General features: G+C 60.7%; 18 protein-coding genes. 12 read left to right on the top strand and 6 right to left on the bottom strand.

Features of this window, described 5'->3' with window-relative positions; translation table 11 throughout:
* Positions 1-15: 15 nt before the first annotated feature.
* The 5 genes from Enr13x_RS12940 to panB form a co-directional block, all read right to left on the bottom strand.
* A complete protein-coding gene (locus Enr13x_RS12940; RefSeq protein ID WP_231744256.1) occupies positions 16-1,014 on the bottom strand; it encodes a deoxyhypusine synthase family protein in 999 nt (332 codons plus the stop codon).
* A gap of 273 nt (positions 1,015-1,287) precedes the next feature.
* A complete protein-coding gene (locus Enr13x_RS12935) occupies positions 1,288-2,874 on the bottom strand; it encodes an MBL fold metallo-hydrolase (RefSeq protein WP_145386590.1) in 1,587 nt (528 codons plus the stop codon).
* Positions 2,875-2,920: 46 nt separating this feature from the next.
* The gene (locus Enr13x_RS12930) at positions 2,921-3,577 is read right to left on the bottom strand and encodes a DNA-3-methyladenine glycosylase family protein (RefSeq protein WP_145386588.1); all 657 of its coding nucleotides are present in this window, start codon (positions 3,575-3,577) and stop codon (positions 2,921-2,923) included.
* Positions 3,574-5,394, bottom strand: a complete 1,821-nt coding sequence (pepF, locus tag Enr13x_RS12925) for an oligoendopeptidase F (protein WP_145386586.1) — start codon at positions 5,392-5,394, stop codon at positions 3,574-3,576. Before pepF ends, Enr13x_RS12930 begins: the two co-directional genes overlap by 4 nt.
* A gap of 91 nt (positions 5,395-5,485) precedes the next feature.
* The gene (panB, locus tag Enr13x_RS12920) at positions 5,486-6,307 is read right to left on the bottom strand and encodes a 3-methyl-2-oxobutanoate hydroxymethyltransferase (protein ID WP_261344178.1); all 822 of its coding nucleotides are present in this window, start codon (positions 6,305-6,307) and stop codon (positions 5,486-5,488) included.
* A gap of 370 nt (positions 6,308-6,677) precedes the next feature.
* Here panB and Enr13x_RS12915 point away from each other — a divergent pair, with 370 nt between their 5' ends.
* Genes Enr13x_RS12915 through Enr13x_RS12900 form a run of 4 tightly spaced genes read left to right on the top strand, consistent with a single transcriptional unit; the run spans position 6,678 to position 11,027 of the window.
* Complete coding sequence (locus Enr13x_RS12915; RefSeq protein ID WP_145386584.1) at positions 6,678-7,559, top strand: hypothetical protein; 882 nt, start codon at positions 6,678-6,680, stop codon at positions 7,557-7,559.
* Complete coding sequence (locus tag Enr13x_RS12910; RefSeq protein WP_145386582.1) at positions 7,556-9,244, top strand: formylmethanofuran dehydrogenase subunit A; 1,689 nt, start codon at positions 7,556-7,558, stop codon at positions 9,242-9,244. Before Enr13x_RS12915 ends, Enr13x_RS12910 begins: the two co-directional genes overlap by 4 nt.
* Positions 9,241-10,209 carry a formylmethanofuran--tetrahydromethanopterin N-formyltransferase gene (gene fhcD, locus Enr13x_RS12905; RefSeq protein WP_197455999.1) on the top strand — a complete coding sequence of 323 codons (969 nt, stop codon included), beginning with the start codon at positions 9,241-9,243 and terminating at the stop codon, positions 10,207-10,209. Before Enr13x_RS12910 ends, fhcD begins: the two co-directional genes overlap by 4 nt.
* On the top strand, positions 10,206-11,027 hold the full coding sequence (locus Enr13x_RS12900; RefSeq protein WP_145386580.1) for a hypothetical protein: 822 nt from the start codon (positions 10,206-10,208) through the stop codon (positions 11,025-11,027). The genes fhcD and Enr13x_RS12900 overlap by 4 nt, the downstream gene beginning before the upstream one ends.
* Positions 11,028-11,228: 201 nt before the next feature.
* On the opposite strand, the gene Enr13x_RS12895 is transcribed toward Enr13x_RS12900, so the two are convergent.
* Positions 11,229-11,567, bottom strand: coding sequence for a hypothetical protein (locus Enr13x_RS12895; RefSeq protein ID WP_197455998.1), 339 nt, complete (start codon positions 11,565-11,567; stop codon positions 11,229-11,231).
* A gap of 564 nt (positions 11,568-12,131) precedes the next feature.
* Here Enr13x_RS12895 and floA point away from each other — a divergent pair.
* The 8 genes from floA (at position 12,132) to Enr13x_RS12855 (ending at position 19,533) form a co-directional block, all read left to right on the top strand.
* Positions 12,132-13,112 (top strand): flotillin-like protein FloA, encoded by a 981-nt coding sequence (floA, locus tag Enr13x_RS12890; protein WP_145392270.1) that lies wholly within the window; start codon positions 12,132-12,134, stop codon positions 13,110-13,112.
* A gap of 8 nt (positions 13,113-13,120) precedes the next feature.
* A complete protein-coding gene (locus tag Enr13x_RS12885; RefSeq protein WP_231744255.1) occupies positions 13,121-14,005 on the top strand; it encodes an alpha/beta hydrolase family protein in 885 nt (294 codons plus the stop codon).
* A 386-nt stretch (positions 14,006-14,391) separates the two neighbouring features.
* Positions 14,392-14,862, top strand: coding sequence for a CBS domain-containing protein (locus Enr13x_RS12880; protein WP_145386576.1), 471 nt, complete (start codon positions 14,392-14,394; stop codon positions 14,860-14,862).
* Positions 14,863-14,865: 3 nt separating this feature from the next.
* Positions 14,866-15,348, top strand: coding sequence for a CBS domain-containing protein (locus Enr13x_RS12875; protein WP_145386574.1), 483 nt, complete (start codon positions 14,866-14,868; stop codon positions 15,346-15,348).
* 765 nt (positions 15,349-16,113) lie between these two features.
* Entirely contained in the window at positions 16,114-16,557 is a 444-nt protein-coding gene (locus tag Enr13x_RS12870) for a type IV pilin protein (RefSeq protein ID WP_197455997.1), read from the top strand.
* A gap of 222 nt (positions 16,558-16,779) precedes the next feature.
* Entirely contained in the window at positions 16,780-18,252 is a 1,473-nt protein-coding gene (locus tag Enr13x_RS12865) for a hypothetical protein (RefSeq protein WP_145386572.1), read from the top strand.
* 22 nt (positions 18,253-18,274) lie between these two features.
* The gene (locus Enr13x_RS12860; RefSeq protein WP_145386570.1) at positions 18,275-18,826 is read left to right on the top strand and encodes a GspMb/PilO family protein; all 552 of its coding nucleotides are present in this window, start codon (positions 18,275-18,277) and stop codon (positions 18,824-18,826) included.
* Positions 18,823-19,533, top strand: coding sequence for a hypothetical protein (locus Enr13x_RS12855; protein ID WP_145386568.1), 711 nt, complete (start codon positions 18,823-18,825; stop codon positions 19,531-19,533). The genes Enr13x_RS12860 and Enr13x_RS12855 overlap by 4 nt, the downstream gene beginning before the upstream one ends.
* The last annotated feature ends 43 nt before the right edge of the window (positions 19,534-19,576 follow it).

Raw genomic sequence — 19,576 nt, 5'->3', positions numbered from 1 at the left:
CTTCACAGCGTTTTCCTACAGTCCCAGCACGTACGCAAAGATCAGCGGCGCGACGATCGAGGCGTCGCTGTGGACCATGAACTTGGGGGTTTCGCGGCTGAGTTTTTCCCAGGTGATCTTTTCGTTCGGCACCGCCCCGCTGTAACCGCCATAGCTGGTTTCGGCATCGCTGATCTGGCAGAAATAGCTCCACAGCGGCACGTCCTCCTTCAGGTCTTGCCGCATCATCGGGACGACACAGATCGAGAAATCGCCGGCGATGCCGCCGCCGATTTGAAAGAATCCGATGGGATGTTCCTGGCAGCTCTCGCGATACCAGGCAGCCAATTTCTCCAGCTGCGCCGTCCCCGGCTTCATCGCATGGTGCCCGGCGACGGTGCCATCGATGACGCGGGCGGTAAAAATATTGCCCAGCGTGCTGTCCTCGACCCCGGGGACGAAAACCGGAATGCCGGCATCTTTGGCCGCCGCGACCCAGCTGTTTTCGCGCGGGACTTGGAAGTGTTGTGGCAGATCCGGATCGTCCAGCAATTCAAACATGAACTCCGCCGGCGTGCGGGGCTGGTTGGTCTCGGCGGCGTGTTGCCAAAGCTTGGTCAATCGCCCTTCGATGTGCCGCATCACGGTTTCGGGGATGCAGGTATCGGTGACGCGATTGAAGCCCTGTTCCAACAGCGCCTCTTCATCGCTCTCGGACAATCCGCGCCAGTTTTCGATCACGCGGTACTCGTCATGGGCGACCAGATTGAAGATGTCTTCTTCTAAATTGGCTGCCGTTGACGTGATCGCGTGGACCTTGCCCTGGCGGATCATCTCGGCCAGCGACAACCCCAATTCCCCCGTGCTCATCGCGCCGGCGAGCGTGACCATCATCCGGCCACCGCGCTGCTCGATCAGCTCTTTGTACGACCGCGCCGCGGCCAGGGTTTCCCGGGCATTGAAGTGACGGTAATGTCGTTCCAGAAAGTCGCTGACGTTCAAGGCGGTACTCGGTTGGCGAAATGCGGATGCCACGGAAAGGTTCGATCGGACCCGCGCGAAACCTGTTTTTAATGGATGTCGACGAATCTCGAAAGTCGTGGCGGCGGACGCGAAAAGAGAACCCACCGATGGCAAGGCGAACCCACGGATCCCAGACTGTTCTACATCCGTGGGTACGCTCTGTTATCCGTGGGCAGATTCACGTCCGTCGCGATCCAACATCGAAGGCATTGGACCTCATAGATTTGGGTCGCGACAACGCAATTCAGCCCCCTTTTCCCCCACCAAAGCTGGATGGCTACGGCACTAGACTTTACCGAGCGTTTCTTTCAGCCGTTTGAGCAACTGATAGCGCTCGTCTTCACTCGATTTTTCAATCTTCGTCGTCAACCCGAGCATGAATTCGGCGTAGTCGTTGTGCCAATCGTGGGCCGCATGGGCGACGTCAAGACGCGGCTTGGGCGTCCCCTTGGAAAGCGGCTTGGTGCCGGCACTCAATTCGAACGATTCGTCGAACTGCGGCATGTAGATCCGGTCGCCGTCCAATCCGCGTTGGACCAGCCTGTCGCGCAGCTCCTGGCGTGAATCGTCTTCACCATGATTGAGGAACAAACCGCCGGTGATCGGGCAACGCTTCTGGATCCAATCCAACAACTCGCCTCGATCGGCGTGGGCGGAATAATTGCCCAGCCTGCGAATGTCCGCCCGCACCTTGTACGACTTGCCGTGAATTCGGACCTCCTTGGCACCGCTGGAGATGATTTGTCCCAGCGTCCCCGGAGATTGATAGCCGACAAACAAGACGGTGCACTCGGGGCGATAAATGTTGTTGATCAAGTGATGCTTGATCCGACCGGCGGTACACATGCCGCTGGCGGAGATGATGATCGCGCCACCCTTGATCCGATTGATCGCCTTACTCTCCTCGAGCGAATGCACCAAATGGAATCGTTCGTGACGAAACAATCTCGCTTCGTCCACTTCAACGTCCCGCAGCGCCCCGGCGTGTTTGATGAACACCTCCGTCGCCTTCTTCGCCAACGGTGAATCCAGATAGACGTCGGACTGGGGAATTTCACCGTGCGTCAGCAAAAAACCGATGTCGTGCAGCAATTCCTGGCTGCGTTCGACGGCGAAGGAAGGGATCACGACGTTGCCTCCCCGCTTGAGCCCCGTGGTCAAGACATCGCGGAGTGCCTCGCGCCGATTCTCCAACGTGTAATCGTCGCGGTCCCGGTTGCCGTAGGTGGATTCGCACACGATGTAGTCGTAACCGACCGGCGCATCCGGCTCGGGATGAAACGCTTTTTCCTCCGGCCCGATGTCACCGGAAAACAACAGCGAAAGGTCTTCCTGCGAACCGGGCTCGGTGATTGTTAATTCCACCGAAGCCGAACCGAGCAGGTGCCCCGCGTTCCAGAATCGGACGCGGATCCCATCACGCGGCGAAAACCACTCTTCATACGCATGATGTTTCAACAGCTGCAGTGTCAATTCCGCATCCGGCATCGTGTAGATCGGTTGGACGGCCGGCCGACCGCGGCGACGCAAGTTCTTGTTCAGGCGTTTGACGCCCGATTCCTGGATGTACGCCGAATCGGGAAGCATGAACTTCAACAGGTCACAGGTCGCTTCGGTCGCATAAATCTGTCCGTTGAATCCATTTTTGACCAGCTTGGGCAACAACCCCGAATGGTCGATGTGCGCGTGGGTCAGGATCAAAAAGTCGATCGACTTGGGATCAAACGGAAAATCCTGGTAGTTCAACTCCTGGGTCGTCTTGCTGCCTTGGAACAGACCACAATCAATCAGAAAGCGATGCGTGCCGGTGTCCAGCAACGAACACGATCCGGTGACGGTGCCGGCGGCCCCGCAAAAAGTCAACTTCGTCATGAGCTTCCATCACAAAGAGTAGGCCGGGATCTGTCCCGGCAGGCATCTAAAAGATATCGCGTCCGCGTTGATGAACATACCACTGCCAGACCATTCGCGTGGCAATACTGCGCAGCGGCCGCCACGATTCGGCACGGTCGGCAATTTGCTGACCCGATTCGTATTCGGTCTGATCGATTTCCTGGATGCCCTTGACCAGCGCCAAATCGCCCAGGGGCAGGATATCGGGCCGCTGCAGCGCCATCATCAAAAATACATCGGCCGACCAATTCCCCAGCCCCAACTGGGCGACAATTTGCGACCGAACCGTTTCATCGTCCAATCGCGCCAACGCGTCGACGTCAAAGTCACCGGCAAGACAGGCGTCGGCCAACGCGAGCGCGTAGCGGGCTTTCTGGCGACTGAACCCCAATTCGCGCAATCGTTGGTCAGCCAAGTCACGGACCGCGCGGGGACTCAGTTCACCCCGGCAGATACCGACCACGCGGTCGAAGGTCGCCTTGGCCGATTCGACGGAGACCTGTTGTTCGAGAATGATGTGGACGAAGGTGGCGTACGTCGCCGATCGTCGCAACAACGGCGGCGGACCCAACCGACGATGGATCTTTCGCAACACCGGATCCCCTTCGGCCAACCGGACCGCCCCCTCGGCAAGCGACTTTTGGGTCAGACGAATCGGCTTGCGTTGTGGGGACCGGCTCAAAGAAGCTGATCCAACTCTTCGGTCAGGGTCTTGAAACGTGCCAACGTCGTTTTGACCGGCTCGGGGCTGGCCATGTCGACTCCCGCATCACGCAGCAGATCGAGCGGATCTTTGCTGCATCCCCCCGACAGGAATTTGAGGTAGTCGTCCAACTCGGCCTTGCCACCCTCGAGCACGCGCCGCGAAAGCGCAACCGCAGCACTCAATCCGGTCGCGTACTTGTACACGTAGAACGCGCGGTAGAAGTGTGGGATCCGGAAACACTCCAATTCCAGCTCTTTGTCGACGACGAATTCGGGACCGAAATAGGCGTCCAACAGCTCGCGATAGGTTGCCCGAAACGAAGCGACCGTCAGCGGCTCACCCGCCTCGGCCATCTCGTGCGTCTTCTTTTCGAATTCGGCGAACATCGTTTGACGCACGACCGTCGCCCGAATGCTGTCCAGTTCGTTGTTGATCAGGTACGCGCGTTCGGTGTCGCTGGCGGCATTTTTCAGCAAGTACTCGGTCAACAACTGCTCGTTGAAGGTGCTCGCGACCTCGGCCACAAAAATCGTGTAGTCGTAGTACTGGTAGGGTTGGTTCTTGGACGAATACCAGCTGTGCATGGAGTGGCCGGCTTCGTGCGTCAGCGTGAACACATCGTTCAGCACATCGGTCTTGAAATTCATCAAGATGTAGGGCTCGCCATCGAACGACCCGCAACTGAACGCGCCGCTTTGTTTCCCGCGGTTGGGGTAGCGGTCCGCCCAGCGATTTTTCATCCCTGCGGCGAGCGTGTCGGTGTATCCGCTGCCCAGCGGAGCGAGTGATTCGAGCATCACTTCGACCGCCTGGTCCCACGTGTGTTCCTTCTTCATGTCACTGAGGATCGGAACATAGGTGTCATAGGCATGGATGTCCGGCAGATCCATCTTGCGGCGACGAACGTCAAAGTACTGATGCACGCTGGGCAACGAGTCGCGGACCGCGGCGATCAAGTTGTCATAGACGTCCACGGGCACGTTGTCGGGGAACAAGGCGCCGGCCAGAGCACTGTCATGGTTGCGGGCGCGGGCGTAGTAGACATCGCGATGAATGCTGCCGGCCAGTGTCGCGGCCAAGGTGTTTTCGTGTTCGCCGAACGATTTGTAGTATTGATGGAACGCGTTGCGACGCACCTTCCTGGACGAACTGTTCAGGAATTGAATGAACGTCGCGTGCGAAAGCTCTTGCTCATTGCCCTCGGCGTCTTCCATCGATCCGAAACGCAGGTCCACGTCGTTGAGTTGGCGGAACGCGTTGCCCGCCGCCGAGGCCATTTCGCCCTGCATCGCCAACAAACGCTCCTCCTTGTCACCGAGCGTGTGCGGTCGCTGGCGGAGCAATCGTGTGAGCTGCAATTGAAACGGAGCCAGCAACGGATCGGCGACCAAGGCGTCCATTTTTTCCGGTTCGATCGCCAGCAGTTCCGGGCTGACGTAACTTGCCGCCTGATTGGCACGCACGGCAAGATTCTGGAACCGCGCCTTCATGGCCTGGTAGTCGCTGTTGCCTTGATCTTCGGTCGTCTTCAAGAACGAATAGATCGCCACACGCTCGGCCTGGCGTGAAAAATCCGAATCGAATTGCAACGCCTCGAGCAAGGTGGCCGCCGATTCACCCAACCGACCGCGATAGGTTTCATACGTGTCGAGCTTGGAATCCAACTCGGCAAAGGCGGTTTCCCATTCGGCATCGCTGGCGAACAAACTGGACAGATCCCAGCAATCGTCCGGTGACACCTCGCAGCGATCCGGGAGCGACTTGGCGGCAGCAGGCATCGAGGTGGCATTCATGGCAATCGTCAAACGGGTGGTTTGTGGGAGGAATCGTCACGAAAATCGGACGGTGGTGTCGGGTTCGCCTGTACGTCGGGTTCGCTCTGGCCTAATCAAACGTTTCTTCCGGTCCGGGAAAACTCCCGTCGCGGACCGCTTGATGAAACGACGACGCGGCGTCGCGAATCGTCTCGCCGACCGACGCATACGTTCTAACAAATTTGGGCGTGTAGCCGGATGTCAGTCCGATCAAATCATGGGTGACCAAGACCTGTCCGGTCGTCGCCCGCCCGGCGCCGATTCCGATCGTCGGGACACTGACCGCCGCATGGATCGCCTCGGCAACCGACTCGGGGACACATTCGATCAGCACGGCGAACGCGCCGGCCTGTTCGGCCGCGACGGCGTCCTTGACCAGTGCCGCTTCGTCGCGTTGGACCTGGTAACCGCCTTGGACGAAGACATTTTGGGGCCGCAGACCGACGTGGGCCATCACGGGAATCCCGGCGGTGACCATCGCTTCGATGCGCGACGCCTGTTCGGCGCCGCCTTCCAGTTTGACCGCATGGCAACGCGTTTCTTTCAGCACCCGGGCGCCGCAACGGATGCTGCGTTCGACTTCCAGCTGACCATCGGGAAACGGCAGATCGACGACCACCATCGCGCGTGACGTCGCTCGCCCGACCATTTCCGCGTGATAGATCATCTGGTCCATCGTCACCGGCAACGTGGTCTCGTGCCCCTGGACGACCATCGCCAACGAATCGCCGACCAACAGCACGTCGATCCCAGCTTGATCGAGCAACCGCGCCGTCGGGAAATCGTACGCCGTCAGCATCGAAATGGAGTCGCCGGTGTCGCGACGCCGTTGCAGCGATCGGGTGGTCACGCGTTTGGGAGCTTTTTCTTCGACCATTGAAGGGTTTGCCATCGACCATTTGAACGAGATCCGACTGATTCAGCGGCAGAGTAGCAGACGAGCAACCCGACGAAAACCGTGCCCCAATCCGTGCCCCAATCCGTGCCCCAAACCGCCGCCGATACTGGCGATCGATTGAATCCCCCCGACGCGCACGAACGCGCCGCTCGGGGTAAACTGTCAGCTGAGAAAGGGCCAGGCACGGGCATCCGTGTTGGTGTGCAGGCTTAAGCCGCCTTTTGTCGCTGCGTCGCAGCGACCGGGAATCGCCTCAAGGCTACACACCAACGGTTGCTGCATCCCTGATGACCTAACCCCGTACCATTCGTGCCTGCCCCCCCTTTTCCGCGGCCCCCACCTCTCTTTCGCGAGCGAATGCCCCATGCCCCGCCTTTGCCTCCCCCTGCTAGCCCTGGTGACCTTGGCCCTCAACGTCCCGCCCTTCAGCGGTTCCGGCGATCGTCTGGCCGCCCAGCCGCCCGGAACCGAGACCGCCGGATTCGCGCAAGTTCCGTCCACGCTGCCGGCCAACGAGATCACAAATTTCAAGGGCAAGCTCAAGGGCATGCAGCGGAACATTGTGATGGTTGAAAAAGAGGACGGCAGCGAGGCGATGGTCGCGGTGCCGGACTCGATCTCGTCGTTCCAATTTGTCGCCAAAGCGACGCCGGCATTTTTGCAACGCGGCATGCTGGTCCGTTTCTCGGCCAACTTCGGTCCCGGCGGCGTGCCGCTGGCCCCGGTCGATAAAGTGACGCTGTTCCAACCGGTCGACCTGCGATCGTTGCACGGCCGGACCAAGGAACAATTCACTCCCGGCATCTACTCCGACGCCAATCGCGGCAATCGAAATCAACCGATGGTCGGCAAACTGTCGATCGTGGGAAGGCTGATCGGCCTGGCCCCCAACGGCGTCTTGGCCGTCCAAGCCGGAAAAATACCCGTCCAGGTCCCGGTCAACGCCGACACCACTTTGGAAGTCCGCTACAACAATCTGGCGCTGGCACAAGCAGGCGACCCCGTCTCGGTCACCGGTTTTTACCAGCCCCCCAATGAAAACCAGGTCAAGGCCGATCGGATCACCATCACCACCGACCGCGTCTACGGAGAATACCAACCCGCCGCCGAACGCAAATCCAGACGCAAACGCGGCGACAAGCCGGACGCCAGCAAGCCGGACGAGGCCCTGGGAAGCGAGCCGGAAAAAGGCGACAATCCGAAACCGGACGATGCCCCGCCAGAGAGCGAGAAAGAGGATTCATGAAGACGCTGATTCAAGGAGGACGCCTGATCGACCCGGCCGGGGACTTTGACCAGATCACCGACCTGTGGTTGCACGACGACGACATCATCGACGGGACGACGCTCGCCGCCGAAGACGCCGATCGCGTGATCGACGCTTCGGGATGCGTCGTGATGGCCGGCGGCATCGATATCCACACCCACATCGGTGGCGGAAAACTGGCGATCGCCCGACTGCTGATGCAGGACCGGATCGACGACGACGCGCGGGCGACCGCCCGCCGCGCCGCCGAATCCGACTACCTGCCCTCGGCCGCCGTGGCCGCCCAGCGGTATTTGGAAATGGGCTACACCGTCGCGCTCGAGCCCGCCGTCATTCCCTGTAACGCCCGCGCCGCACACGCCGAGATGGCGGACATGCCCGACTTGGCTACCGGCGGCTTCTGCTTGCTCGGCAACGACGACCTGTTGCTGACCCTGCTGGCACGCCAGGCGCCGCAAGCCGAGATCAACGACTACGTCGCCTGGATGGTCCGCGGCACCCAAAGCATTGCCGTCAAAGCGGTCAACCCCGGTGGCATCTCCGCCTTCAAATTCGGCCGGCGGGAACTGGACGTCGACACGCCCCATCCCCACTACGGCGTCACACCGGCGCAGATCATCCGCCGACTCGCCAGGGCCGTCCATGAGATCGGACTCGTGCACCCGCTTCACATTCACACCAGCAACCTGGGCGTGCCGGGAAACATTCGCTCCACCATCGCGACCATGGAGGCAGCCGACGGGCTGCCGATCCATCTCACCCACGCCCAGTTTCATTGCTATGGCGATGAAAGTCAGTACGGGATGTCCTCGGCAGCCGAACAGCTGGTCGCCGCCATGGCGAAACATCCCAATGTGACGATCGACGTCGGCCAGATCATGTTCGGGCAAACCGTCACGATCAGCGCCGATGAACCGCATCAATTCGACAATCGCCATCACGCCTCGCCGCGCAAATCCGCGATCGTCGACATCGAATGCGAAGCGGGTTGTGGCGTCGTGCCGTTTCGATACCGCCGACGCCAATTTGTGCATGCGCTGCAATGGGCGATCGGGCTGGAACTGTTCCTGATGATCGATGACCCGTCGCGCGTGTTCTTGACCACCGACCACCCCAACGGCGCCCCCTTTACCGCATACCCACACTTGCTGCGGTTGCTCGGCGATCGCACCTTTCGCGAAACGGCGCTGGCTGAGATTCATGCCGATGCCGCCGCCGCGAGTTCCCTGGGCGGTCTATCGCGGCAGTACACGCTGCCGGAAATCGCCACCATGACACGCAGCGCCCCGGCATCAATCATGGGACTGTCCCGACACGGCCGGTTGACTCCGGGAGCCACCGCAGACGTCACCGTCTACGAAACAGACGATGATCTGGAGAAAATGTTCCGCTCGCCCCGGCACGTGTTTGCCCAAGGACGCCACGTCATCGACCGCGGAACCTATACACCGGGGACCCCGCCCGCCAACACGCCCAACCAACCGGTGCACGACACACTGATCGCCGACGTCGAATTCGATCCGCAGTCGGTGCAGCGGTTCCGCAGCGAATACAACGCGTCGTCCACCTTCGATCTGAATCGGTTGTGGATCGGCGATGATGAAATGCACTCGGTGCTGCGTTCGCGCCCGGTCAAGCAATTAACACGGGAGCGTGCCCGATGAGTCAACACGACAACGCCGACTCAAACGCAGCCCCAAACACCGGCGCGAACCAGCCGCTGGACATCAACGGGGTCCGCATCGAAGCCACCTTCGCCGAAGCGTTCGACATGAAAGCGACGCGGGTGATCATCACCGCGCTGGACGAGATCTGGGCCGAGCACGCGGCGATGGCGATGAGCGGATTCGGGACCAGCGTGATCGACTGCAAACTGGAAATCGACATCGAACGTCGACTTTCGCCGACACAGACCCCCGACGGCCGCCCCGGAATCGCCTTGCTGGCCTTCGGGATGTCGGGGGGCGAATTGGAAAAACAAATCACCCGCCGCGCCGGCCAATGCGTGCTCACCTGCCCGACCACCGCGCTGTTCGCGGGAATCAACGAGGACGTTCCCCGCGACAAACGAATCGCCCTGGGCAAGACGCTTCGGTTCTTCGGCGACGGCAACCAGATCAGCAAGGTGATCGACGGAAAACGATTCTGGCGAATCCCCGTCATGGACGGAGAGTTCATCTGCCAACATGACGCGCCGCGAACCTCGGGGATCGGCGGCGGCAATTTTCTGTTGGTCGCTCGCGACATCCACGCGGCCAGTCGCGCCGCCCGAGCCGCCATCGGGGCGATCGAGTCGATGCCCGACGTGATCACACCGTTCCCAGGTGGCGTGGCACGCAGCGGTTCCAAGATCGGATCGAAATACAAGTCGCTGATCGCATCGACCAACGATGCGTTTTGCCCCACCCTGCGCGGTATCACGGACTCACAACTGGGCGAAGGTGACAACGCGGTCCTGGAAGTGGTCTTGGACGGATTGAGTTTCGATGCGATTGCCGATGCCATGCGAGCCGGCATTCAAGCCGCTTGCACCAGCTGCGCTGAACACGGCTTGGTCTCCATCACGGCAGGCAACTACGGCGGCAAACTTGGACGTCACCACTTTCACCTGCACGAGATCCTGTCATGACACGCTGGCACCTCCGACGCCGTGCCCGAGCCGCCGACGATGCCGCGCCGCACTCGATCGACGCTTCGAACATTCGACGCAGCTCGCTGGCGGGCAAACCGGTCGCCGAGATCCACGAACTGGCGATCGGCGTTGACGGTCAAACCGTCCGATTGGCGGATTGGTTTGAATTGACGATCGAAGAATCAGAAACCGACCAGGTGGTCGTGGAAGGCCCGCTGCAAAACGTTCATGGGCTGGCCGCGATGCACGACCGGGATGAATTCCAAATCATCGGTCACGTCGGTGACCACGCGGCGTGTGGCATGACCGGTGGCACAGTCTGGATCCAAGGCGATGCCGGTGACTTCGTCGCGGCTCCTCATGGTGCCCGCCGCTCCGGCATGTCCGGCGGCGTGATCAAAATCGACGGGTCGGTGGGCAACTATGCCGGCCATCGGATGCGACGTGGAACATTGCTGATCCGCGGATCGACCGGAACGATGCTGGGCGCGTCGATGGTCGCGGGAACGATTTGCGTCGGCGGTGAGACGGGCGAGGGCTTGGCCGTGGGGATGAAACGCGGCAGCCTGATCCTGGCCAACGCCTCGGCGATGGTGCGGCACGCCGATCAGCTGGAAGACATCGCGAAGGGGCGATTCTCCAGCCCCACCCGATTCGACCCGGCGTTCTTCAATCTTTATTCGGACCGTCAGTTTCGAGAGATCACTCAACCACTGGAGCGTCTGCCCGTCTTTCGGACACGCGCCGACCGGACCGTCGGCGGACTGGGAGAAGTGATCTTTGCCTCCACCGCGGAGTTAGCGCTCGGCGAGTGACGGCGGCAACTCACGGAGGAGCGGGAAAGGAGGCAGGTCGGCGGACCGTTGTACGACGTCCTTTCTAGGTCGTCGTCGGGAGTCCAGCGGCCCGGAAGGGCCATCGTACTTGAAAAGCGGACCGTTGTACGACGTCCTTTCCAGGTCGTCGTCGGGAGTCCAGCGGACGACGGCCCGGAAGGGCCATCGTACTCGAGTTGGTTAGGCACCGACCGCGTTGCTTGGCGTCTGGTCACCGACATGCTCGCGGCTGGCTTCCACCATGGCAAAACGCTCACGCCACAAGAATCGCTGCAGCAAGCTCGGGCGACGGAGGTTGGGGTCGTCGGCTTCGATCGTGTGGACCTTGCCCTTGGCCGTGACCAACCGCAGGTGACCGTCGGTCAGCACTTCATCAACAACCCAAAACTTGTCAACGACATAGCCATAGGTTTCTCCCTTGGGAGAGGCAACGACTTGTGCCGCGCGACGACCCGGATTCACACCGCTCTTGCTCTTACGATAGACCGCCCAATCCCCCGCCTTCCAATTCGCCTGCATGACTTGTTCCTCGCTTCGCCAAAAAAATTGCCCGATCCGTTTCCCCTTCAACCAACGCTACAAACGACCTCCGACCACACTGAATCGGAACGGAGTTTGGCCGGCCACTCTCAGCCGACATGGATCCCTTGCGTCGCTTCTCTTCTGAATGACTGCACTTTAAACAGTACGCACATTCTGTGCGGGGGGACAGTTGAAAACGTGTTGAGAAGTCAAAATCTTCATGAGATTCATGTATTTTTCGTGAGAAATGCGGCTTCGGGGATCGATCGCGTCATCAAGCGAGGCGTTTAGGTTGGCACACAATCGGTCGTGAGTCTGCGATTGTATGGCCGCACAACCTTGCGAGCGGACTCCGCCAAGCTTTAAGATACGCAGTGATGAACCGTCACAATGATGACGTTCTGATTCCGGGTGCTGCCCCTTGTCGTCCGGAGCTGTTCGCCCCGAGAACTTATCACGCTTCAAAGGAATTGCGTCATCATGTTGCTCGTCCCGTCTACCTCGATCGCCGCTGCTTCCGTTCCCGCGGCCATCGCTGCGATCCAACTGCCGTGGGTCGCGATGCTGTTGGCGGCCAGTGGGGCGTTTTACGCAGCCCTGATCGCCATCGGAACACTCGTCTTCCTGGTGTTTGCCGCCGTGATGGGGTTCTTTCTGCTGCGTTACGGCAAGCTGTGGGTCCAGGCCTACATGTCCGTCGCCGACGTCAGCGGCCCCGCCCTGGTTCGAATGCACTTCACCAAGGTCAATCCGAACGTGATCGTCCAGGCCAAGGTGATGTCGGCGCAAGCGGGATTGGACATCGGCCATAAAACCGGCATCAGCACACGTCGTTTGGAGGCACATTATCTGGCAGGCGGAAATGTGATGAACATCATCCACGCGATCATCGCGGCCGCGCGGGCGGAGATCCCTCTCGATTTCGATCAGGCCGCCGCGATCGACTTGGCCGGACGCGACGTGCTGGACGCGGTCCAAACGAGCGTTTACCCCAAAGTCATCGATTGCCCCGACCCGAGCCGCAGTGGCAAGACCACGCTCAGTGCGATCACCAAAAATGGAATCGAACTCCGCGTCCGGGCTCGCGTGACCGTGCGGACCAACCTGGAACAACTGATCGGCGGCGCCACCGAGGACACCGTCATCGCCCGTGTCGGCGAGGCGATCATCAGCTCGATCGGCTCGGCCGAAACACACTTCAAAGTCCTCGAAAACCCGGACATGATCACGCGGGTCGTCCTGGAACGGGGCCTCGATGCACAAACCGCCTTTGAAATCGTTTCGATCGACATCGCCGACATCGACGTCGGCGAAAACATCGGCGCCCGACTGCAAAGCGACCAAGCCGAAGCCGACACCCGCGTCGCCCAGGCCCAAGCGGAAAGCCGTCGCGCTGAAGCGGTCGCCCAAGAACAACAGATGAGCGCCATGGTCGCCAGCAACAAGGCCCACCTGGTCCTGGCCGAAGCCGAAGTCCCCAAAGCGATGGCCGAAGCGTTCCGAGCCGGCCGGATTGCCACCCCCAACGGATCGGGCATCTAGCGGCTCTCGTGAACGAGTACGAATCGACCTCCTACCGCGTGAAGTTTCCCAGCGGAACCGAACGCGTCCACCTTGCCGGCATCGTCGATCGCCCCAAGGTTTGGCACCCCTGGAAAGACGCCGGCCACACGCGACTGCGCCCGGTCGTGGTCTACTCGCATTGCTTCACCTGCAACAAAGACTTCAAGGCGACCGTCAAAATCAGCCGCGCCTTGGCCAGGTACGGGATCGCCGTGCTCCGCTACGACATGACGGGACTGGGGGGCAGCGAAGGCGACTTTTCAAAAACCAACTTCACCACCAACCTGCGAGATCTTGCCGCGGCGGTCCGGTTCGCCAACGAAGAACTGGGACCGGTCACCGCCTTGGTCGGCCATAGCTTTGGTGGCATCGCCTCGCTGGTCACCGCCGCGAAATCTTTCCAGAACGATCACGACAACCTGTTGGCAAACCTGCGATTCGTCGCGACGCTCGCCGCCCCCAGTGACACCCACCACCTCGCCACCTTGTTGTCTCGGATGAACCCCGCGATCGAATCCGAGGGACAAGGCAACGTCACCATCGGCGGCATCGAGTGGACGATCCGCCGCCAGATGCTCGAAGACTTTCGCCGCCACAACGTCACCGATCTGCTCCCCCAAGTCGCCTGCCCGGTGCTGCTGATGCACTCGCCGGTCGACGAAACCGTTGGGATCGACCACGCCCTGCGGATGATGTCGCTGATCCAAACCGACCGCTCGGCCGCCGCGACCGCGATCACGCCGGTCAGCTTGATGGCGCTGCCGGATGCAGATCACCTATTGGCCAAACATCCACAAGACCTGACCTTCGTGTCGCAGATCCTGGCCGCCTGGTGCCACCGTTTTCTCAGCGACGATCGCAGGTCCGGCTGATCCCCGCCAAGCGTTTCGTCGAACTCAAAAAAACGTCCACAACTGGGCGCGAAAACACTTTGTTGGTTTTCGACAACTGGCGCCTCGATGGACGGCCCAATTTCGTCAAATCGACACTGCGCAGAATTGCATCGAGTGCCCGAACTCGATGCAGCACCTGCTCAGAAAACCTCCAGCCCCCAAACGGGCGGGGCAATCAATCCCTTTGGAAGCAACAGATGCCCCTTCCACTAAGGCAGCCCACACGCCCTTAACACTCACCACCGGCAGCCCGGCTTCCCCCGGACATGATCTTTCGTAAACCGGTCGCCGGCGGCTGAATCACGCGAATTTGGCCTCCCAGGTGCATCGTGGTTGTGGTCCTTCTCTTTCTGGAGACCAAGACCATGAGCTTCAAAGAACTGCTGTCGCGTGAGCAGATCCGCACACTCCCGCTGCGTGACGCGATTGCAATTGACGAGCACACGGTTGCCCGCGCGGCAATCGCACTGATGCGGACCCATTCGTTGGGTTGTGCCGTGATCGTCGATCAGGGCTGCCGCCCGCAGGGGATCTTCAACGAACAGTCGATCATCCGGATGCTGATCGCGGGCGTATCCCTCGACACGACGCCGATCTCCGCCTTTGCCGAACCCAACGTCGGCATCGTCCGAGCCAACGACCCGATTCTGTCCGCCTGGCGAGCGGTGGTCGACCAGGGCCATCGATTTTTGTGCGTGACCGATGACGAGGGCTATCTGGTCGGTTTGACCGGTCAGCGGGGCTTGGCGGAATACGTTTGTGATTGTTACGCGAAACAGATCGCCGTTCAGCGTCTCGGTAGTGCACCGTGGATGCTGCAACGCGAAGGAGCTTGACCGATGAGTTCATTTTTCCGATTGGATCCGGCCGAAACGAGTGACCCGTTGTCCAATTTCGAGCCGGTCGAATACGACACCGAGCTGGAGCGAGCACTCGCGGAAGAGCCGGTCGTGGAAATCGCCGCCAAGCCGTATCTGCAGATCAGCCCGCATGCGACGGTCCGGGAGGCCGTCGAGATGCTGCATGATTCAGGCGCCGCCAGTTTGTTGGTCGTACAAGACGAGCGACTGGTCGGGATCTTTACCGAGCGTGACGTGCTCGAAAAAGTCGTGGAGAAGTACTCGCGGGTATGCTCCCGACCGGTCGAGGATTTCATGACGACCAATCCGACGATCGTTTACCAGTCCGACCCGTCGGCCGCCGCGGCTGCCGCGATCGCGGTCGCCGGCCATCGGCACGTGCCCGTGTTGGACATGGACGAGTGTGTTCAGGGCGTGATCAGCCCCAAACGCATGTTCGCGTTCATGGAACAGCATTTTTGAACATGCTCAGGTCGGATAGGCTTCCAGCCTGTCACTGCGGCATTGCCAGGCTGGAAAGCCCTCTGGTGTTTCGGCAAAGAGAAAGACCGGAGGGCTCGCGCCCAATGCCACTTACCCTGGCTCTCAAGGTGTTAGCGGAACGGCGCGAGCCGTCCGGTCGCGCTTCAAAAACACCGTGAAAGACCGGAGGGCTCGCGCCCTGCCGCTAAAACCTCAAGAAACACATGGGCAAAATGCCTCGCGGCGAATCACTACGGGTGTTCGTGGTGATGCTCGATCACCTTGATCAACAGCGCGCGCTGGGCGTCATTTAGGGTCGATGCGGACAATCCGGCATCGTCCAGATCGATGTTGTCTTTGTAAGCCTGGGCGACCGTGAGCTTGCCGCCGCCACCCCATCCCGCAGATCGTTAGGGATGACCGACAATCATGGCGGCCGCCGGGCGTGAGTTGTCCAGCCGGGTCGGCCAAAAAACTGCGTCGTGATCGCCATGTCGGAGCTGTCGTTCGCCCCGCCGAAAGCGGCAGATGCAGCCCGGTTGCGTCGTCTGATCCGAACGACCGCTACACGTGGCACCGCAACCGTGCTCGCACGACCGCCGCCAGCGAATTTCTAGCGGGGCGACAGGCGTCCCCTTGCGCGTGTCCTATCAGTTTCTTTAGTCGCGATCCACACGGCGACAAACCCACCGATTCGGTCGGAGTCTCTCCAGGATCGATCAAACGTTTAAAAAACAACTACCTGATTTAAGTTGGAGGCCCACCGTGGCTCACGCAATTGCCTTTCGTCCCAGTCGCGCCCGAAAGGGTTTTTCGCTCGTCGAGCTGTCGGTCGTCGTCATCATCATCGGCGTCCTGGCCGCGTTCGGCGTCCCACGATTGCTGCAAAGTGTTGAACGAAGTAAAGCTTCGGAATCATTCAAGTACCTTGCCAGCGTCCGCGCCGCGCAAGAGCGCTACCAGGCCCGTCAAGGGACCTACGCATCGGATTTGACTCAATTGGACATGGAGCAAGCTCCGCCGAAGTACTTTAGCGTTGGCGTTGCCGCCGCCGGCGGATCGGGAAGCCTGGAAGATTCCTGGACCCTGACGCTGACGCGATCCGGTTCCAGCTCCGGCTACGGCGCTTACACCGTGACGTTTACCGAAGACGGTTACGACGCGATGAACAGCACCATCGATGCGGAAATCAATCCACAAAGCACCTAGGCTGACGACCTGACCGCTTTCTGGGGGGAAAGCGTGGCATGAACCGTCACGACGACGCACCCATGCCACCACCGATCCAATCAGCTGGGGCGGTCCGTAGGTATTCACGGACCGCCCTTTTTTTGTGCCGGCTTGACCGGCATATCGCATCCTGATGCGACAGGGGGTTCTTCACGATTCGGTGAGCCCCCCTGACGCATCATCGGAGGGAACGTTTCCATCATGAACACCGCAAGCGATCGATCCCGCAGCCATGTGGTCGGGATCCTGTTCGGGCGACAACACCTACATGGATGTCACGCGTCGACAACCATGTTGGGCGCGGTGCGTTATGAGTACGCTTCGGTCGCCGTCCAAAGCGACGACCTCGGTCGCTCGTTGGCGGAACTGTTTGACGCCTTGGGCATCCACGGCGACCCCGTCCCCGTGGCCGCGGCGATTCCGACCAGTGAGTGCTACTTCGCGACCCGTCCGATCAACTCCGGCGGCGGCAATGCCAGCCCACGCACGTTGCTTCGCGAATCGCTGCGAAGCTCAACCGCGAAACTCGATCAACTCGCGATCGATGTGCTCAACTGGCAAGCCCATCGCCGACAACTGGTCTCCATCGTCGCCGCGCCACTGGATCGCATCGAATCGATTCGTGAAACCATCGGCAACACCCAACACTCGCTGCAGCGACTCGAACCGGCCGCCAACGCACTGATCAGCGCCGCGGTCGAAAATGAGCGCAAAGAACGACGCGACCGATTGGTCACACGCGTCTTCTTGGGCGATACCAGCTTGCTGGCCGTGATGACCAAGGGAACCCGGGCGATCCATTGGCAGAGCATGCCCTTGCCACAGGGCGACGAGGGAACGGGCATCGTTTCCATCGTCCGCTCGGTCGAAGCCGCCTACGCCGCCTGCGGTCTGGATACCCCGCCGGATTCCGTCAGCATCTACGGCCGACGCGAATTGCAATCGCTGATCGATCGACAGTGGTTGAGCGACAATCTGCCCGACGACTTTCGTTGGCTGGACGCTCCCTCGATGAAACCCGACCATATCGCTCGCGCCTGCGCCGACGGATTCTTGGCCGACGAAGAAGACGAATTTGATTTCATGCGGGAGTATCGCGAGCCGTTGAAACTCCACCGCGTCGTTCCCTACAAAGAAATCGCCCTCTATCTCGTGGCGGCCTGTGCCCTGGCGCTGGTGCTGTTGGACCGCATGAACCGAACCCAATCCAACCACGTGGCACTCGCTGCCAGCGCCCCGTCGATGGTCACCGATGGCTCCAACCCACGTCCCGAACGCGATCGTTTAAACGCGCGGGCGACCGCCATCAGCACCTTTATGGACAAACGCGTGCGCTGGAGTCCGATGCTGGGACAGATCACCTCGATCCTGCCCGACGGCACCCGGCTGACCGGTATTCGCGGCACCGCGACGATGAGCCAAAAACGAAAACGGGCCGTCAAAACCGCACCCACCACCTTGATCTTGCACGCCGAGTGCGTGCTCGACGATGCCGGCCAACTCCCCGCCTCGGTCAGCAAACTGACCGAAACCGTCGGCCAACTGGAGACCGTCGCCGAACACTTCCAACGCGTCGAATTGAGCGACCTGCGGCGGACCCTCTCGGCGGAAACCGGAATCGCCGGTGCCGAATTCTCCATCATCTTGACCACCAGCAGCAAGGCCAAGGGATAGTGCTTCCGGCCAACCCGATACCATGAAACATCCTGAAGCGAAAACAGACTGGAAGCAAGAACTGCAGCAGGCCGCCGAGCAATTGCGCGATCCGTTCCGCATGCGCGTTACCGTCGCATTGGTCATGGTCGCGATCATGTTCTTCGCGATCAGCGAACCCCTGCACGGTCGAACGAAAAAGACACGCCGGGAACTGCAACAGTTGCGTGAAAAGGTCAAGACCGCCGAAGAGGTGATGCTGCTGCAGGACGCGCTGGAACATGTCCGTCCGCGGATCCTGCAAGGCGAAGGCAACGAGGCGGTGACCGGTTTCTTCATCGACCTGTTCCGGGATTCCGGCGCAGACCTGTTGCAGATCAATGCGGAAGCCGCCCAACGCCTGGGTCCGATCTACAACGTCCGCGTCACGTTGGACTTGGCCGGCGATTTCTCCCAACTCAATGAAGCGCTGTTCCTGCTGGAATCACAACCCGAATTGATTCGCGTCGAGACGCTGCAGATCAATCCGGCCGAACGCAGTGCATCACAACCCACGATGCAGTTGTCCGTGCGGATGCTGAAGGAGAAGGAATGAACGTCAACCTACAAAAATACGCGCCTCCCTGCTCCGTCTTGGCAATCGCCCTGTACCTCGGCTGGCCGCCGGAGGCCCCCTTGGACCTGGGCGAGGATGTCGTGCGGGCCAAATCCGTTCGCTGGAAAGTCACCGATCTGGAAACCCCGTCGCTGCCCGCGGTGGTCGGCAAGGATCCCTTCGCAGCCGTGCTGGTCCAGCAACCCTCCGACGATCCGTCCCGACCCGACGCAGCGACGGATTCGACGCCCGAAGCACCCGTCGGGCCCACCGACGAAGACCTGCGGAACGGACTGCGGCTGGCTGGCATTGCCCAAACCGATGATCACCGCTGGGCGATCCTCAACGGCAGCGTCTGCAAACTCGGTGACCAGGTCCCGGTCGACGGGCTGGTCGATGTCACCGCAACGATCCGCGAAATCGCGTCCGATCACATCACCGTCGTGTCGGGTCCACTGACGATCCGGATCAAACGACAAGAGCGTCCCAAGCGAACCGCCGACTCGGCCGCCAGCACCGCTAACCCCGCGCCCCCCACGGCGGGCAACGCAATCGCGAAATCGCAAGACGAAGACGAGCAAGCGGACGACGAGGACGAGGAACCGTCCGACGACGAACAAGCCCCGGCCGACCCCGAACCGACCGATTCGGACCGTCAGCGGGGTCAAGCCGACCCGCCAGCGAATTTTTTTCCCGTCAACCTTTAAGACCGCATTGAACGACGCCTCGCTCCCGATCGAGGCAACCGAC

Source organism: Stieleria neptunia (genome assembly GCF_007754155.1).
Classification (GTDB): Bacteria; Planctomycetota; Planctomycetia; order Pirellulales; family Pirellulaceae; genus Stieleria; species Stieleria neptunia.
Note: the sequence above shows the minus strand (reverse complement) of the source record. Positions and strands in the feature narration are given on the sequence as shown.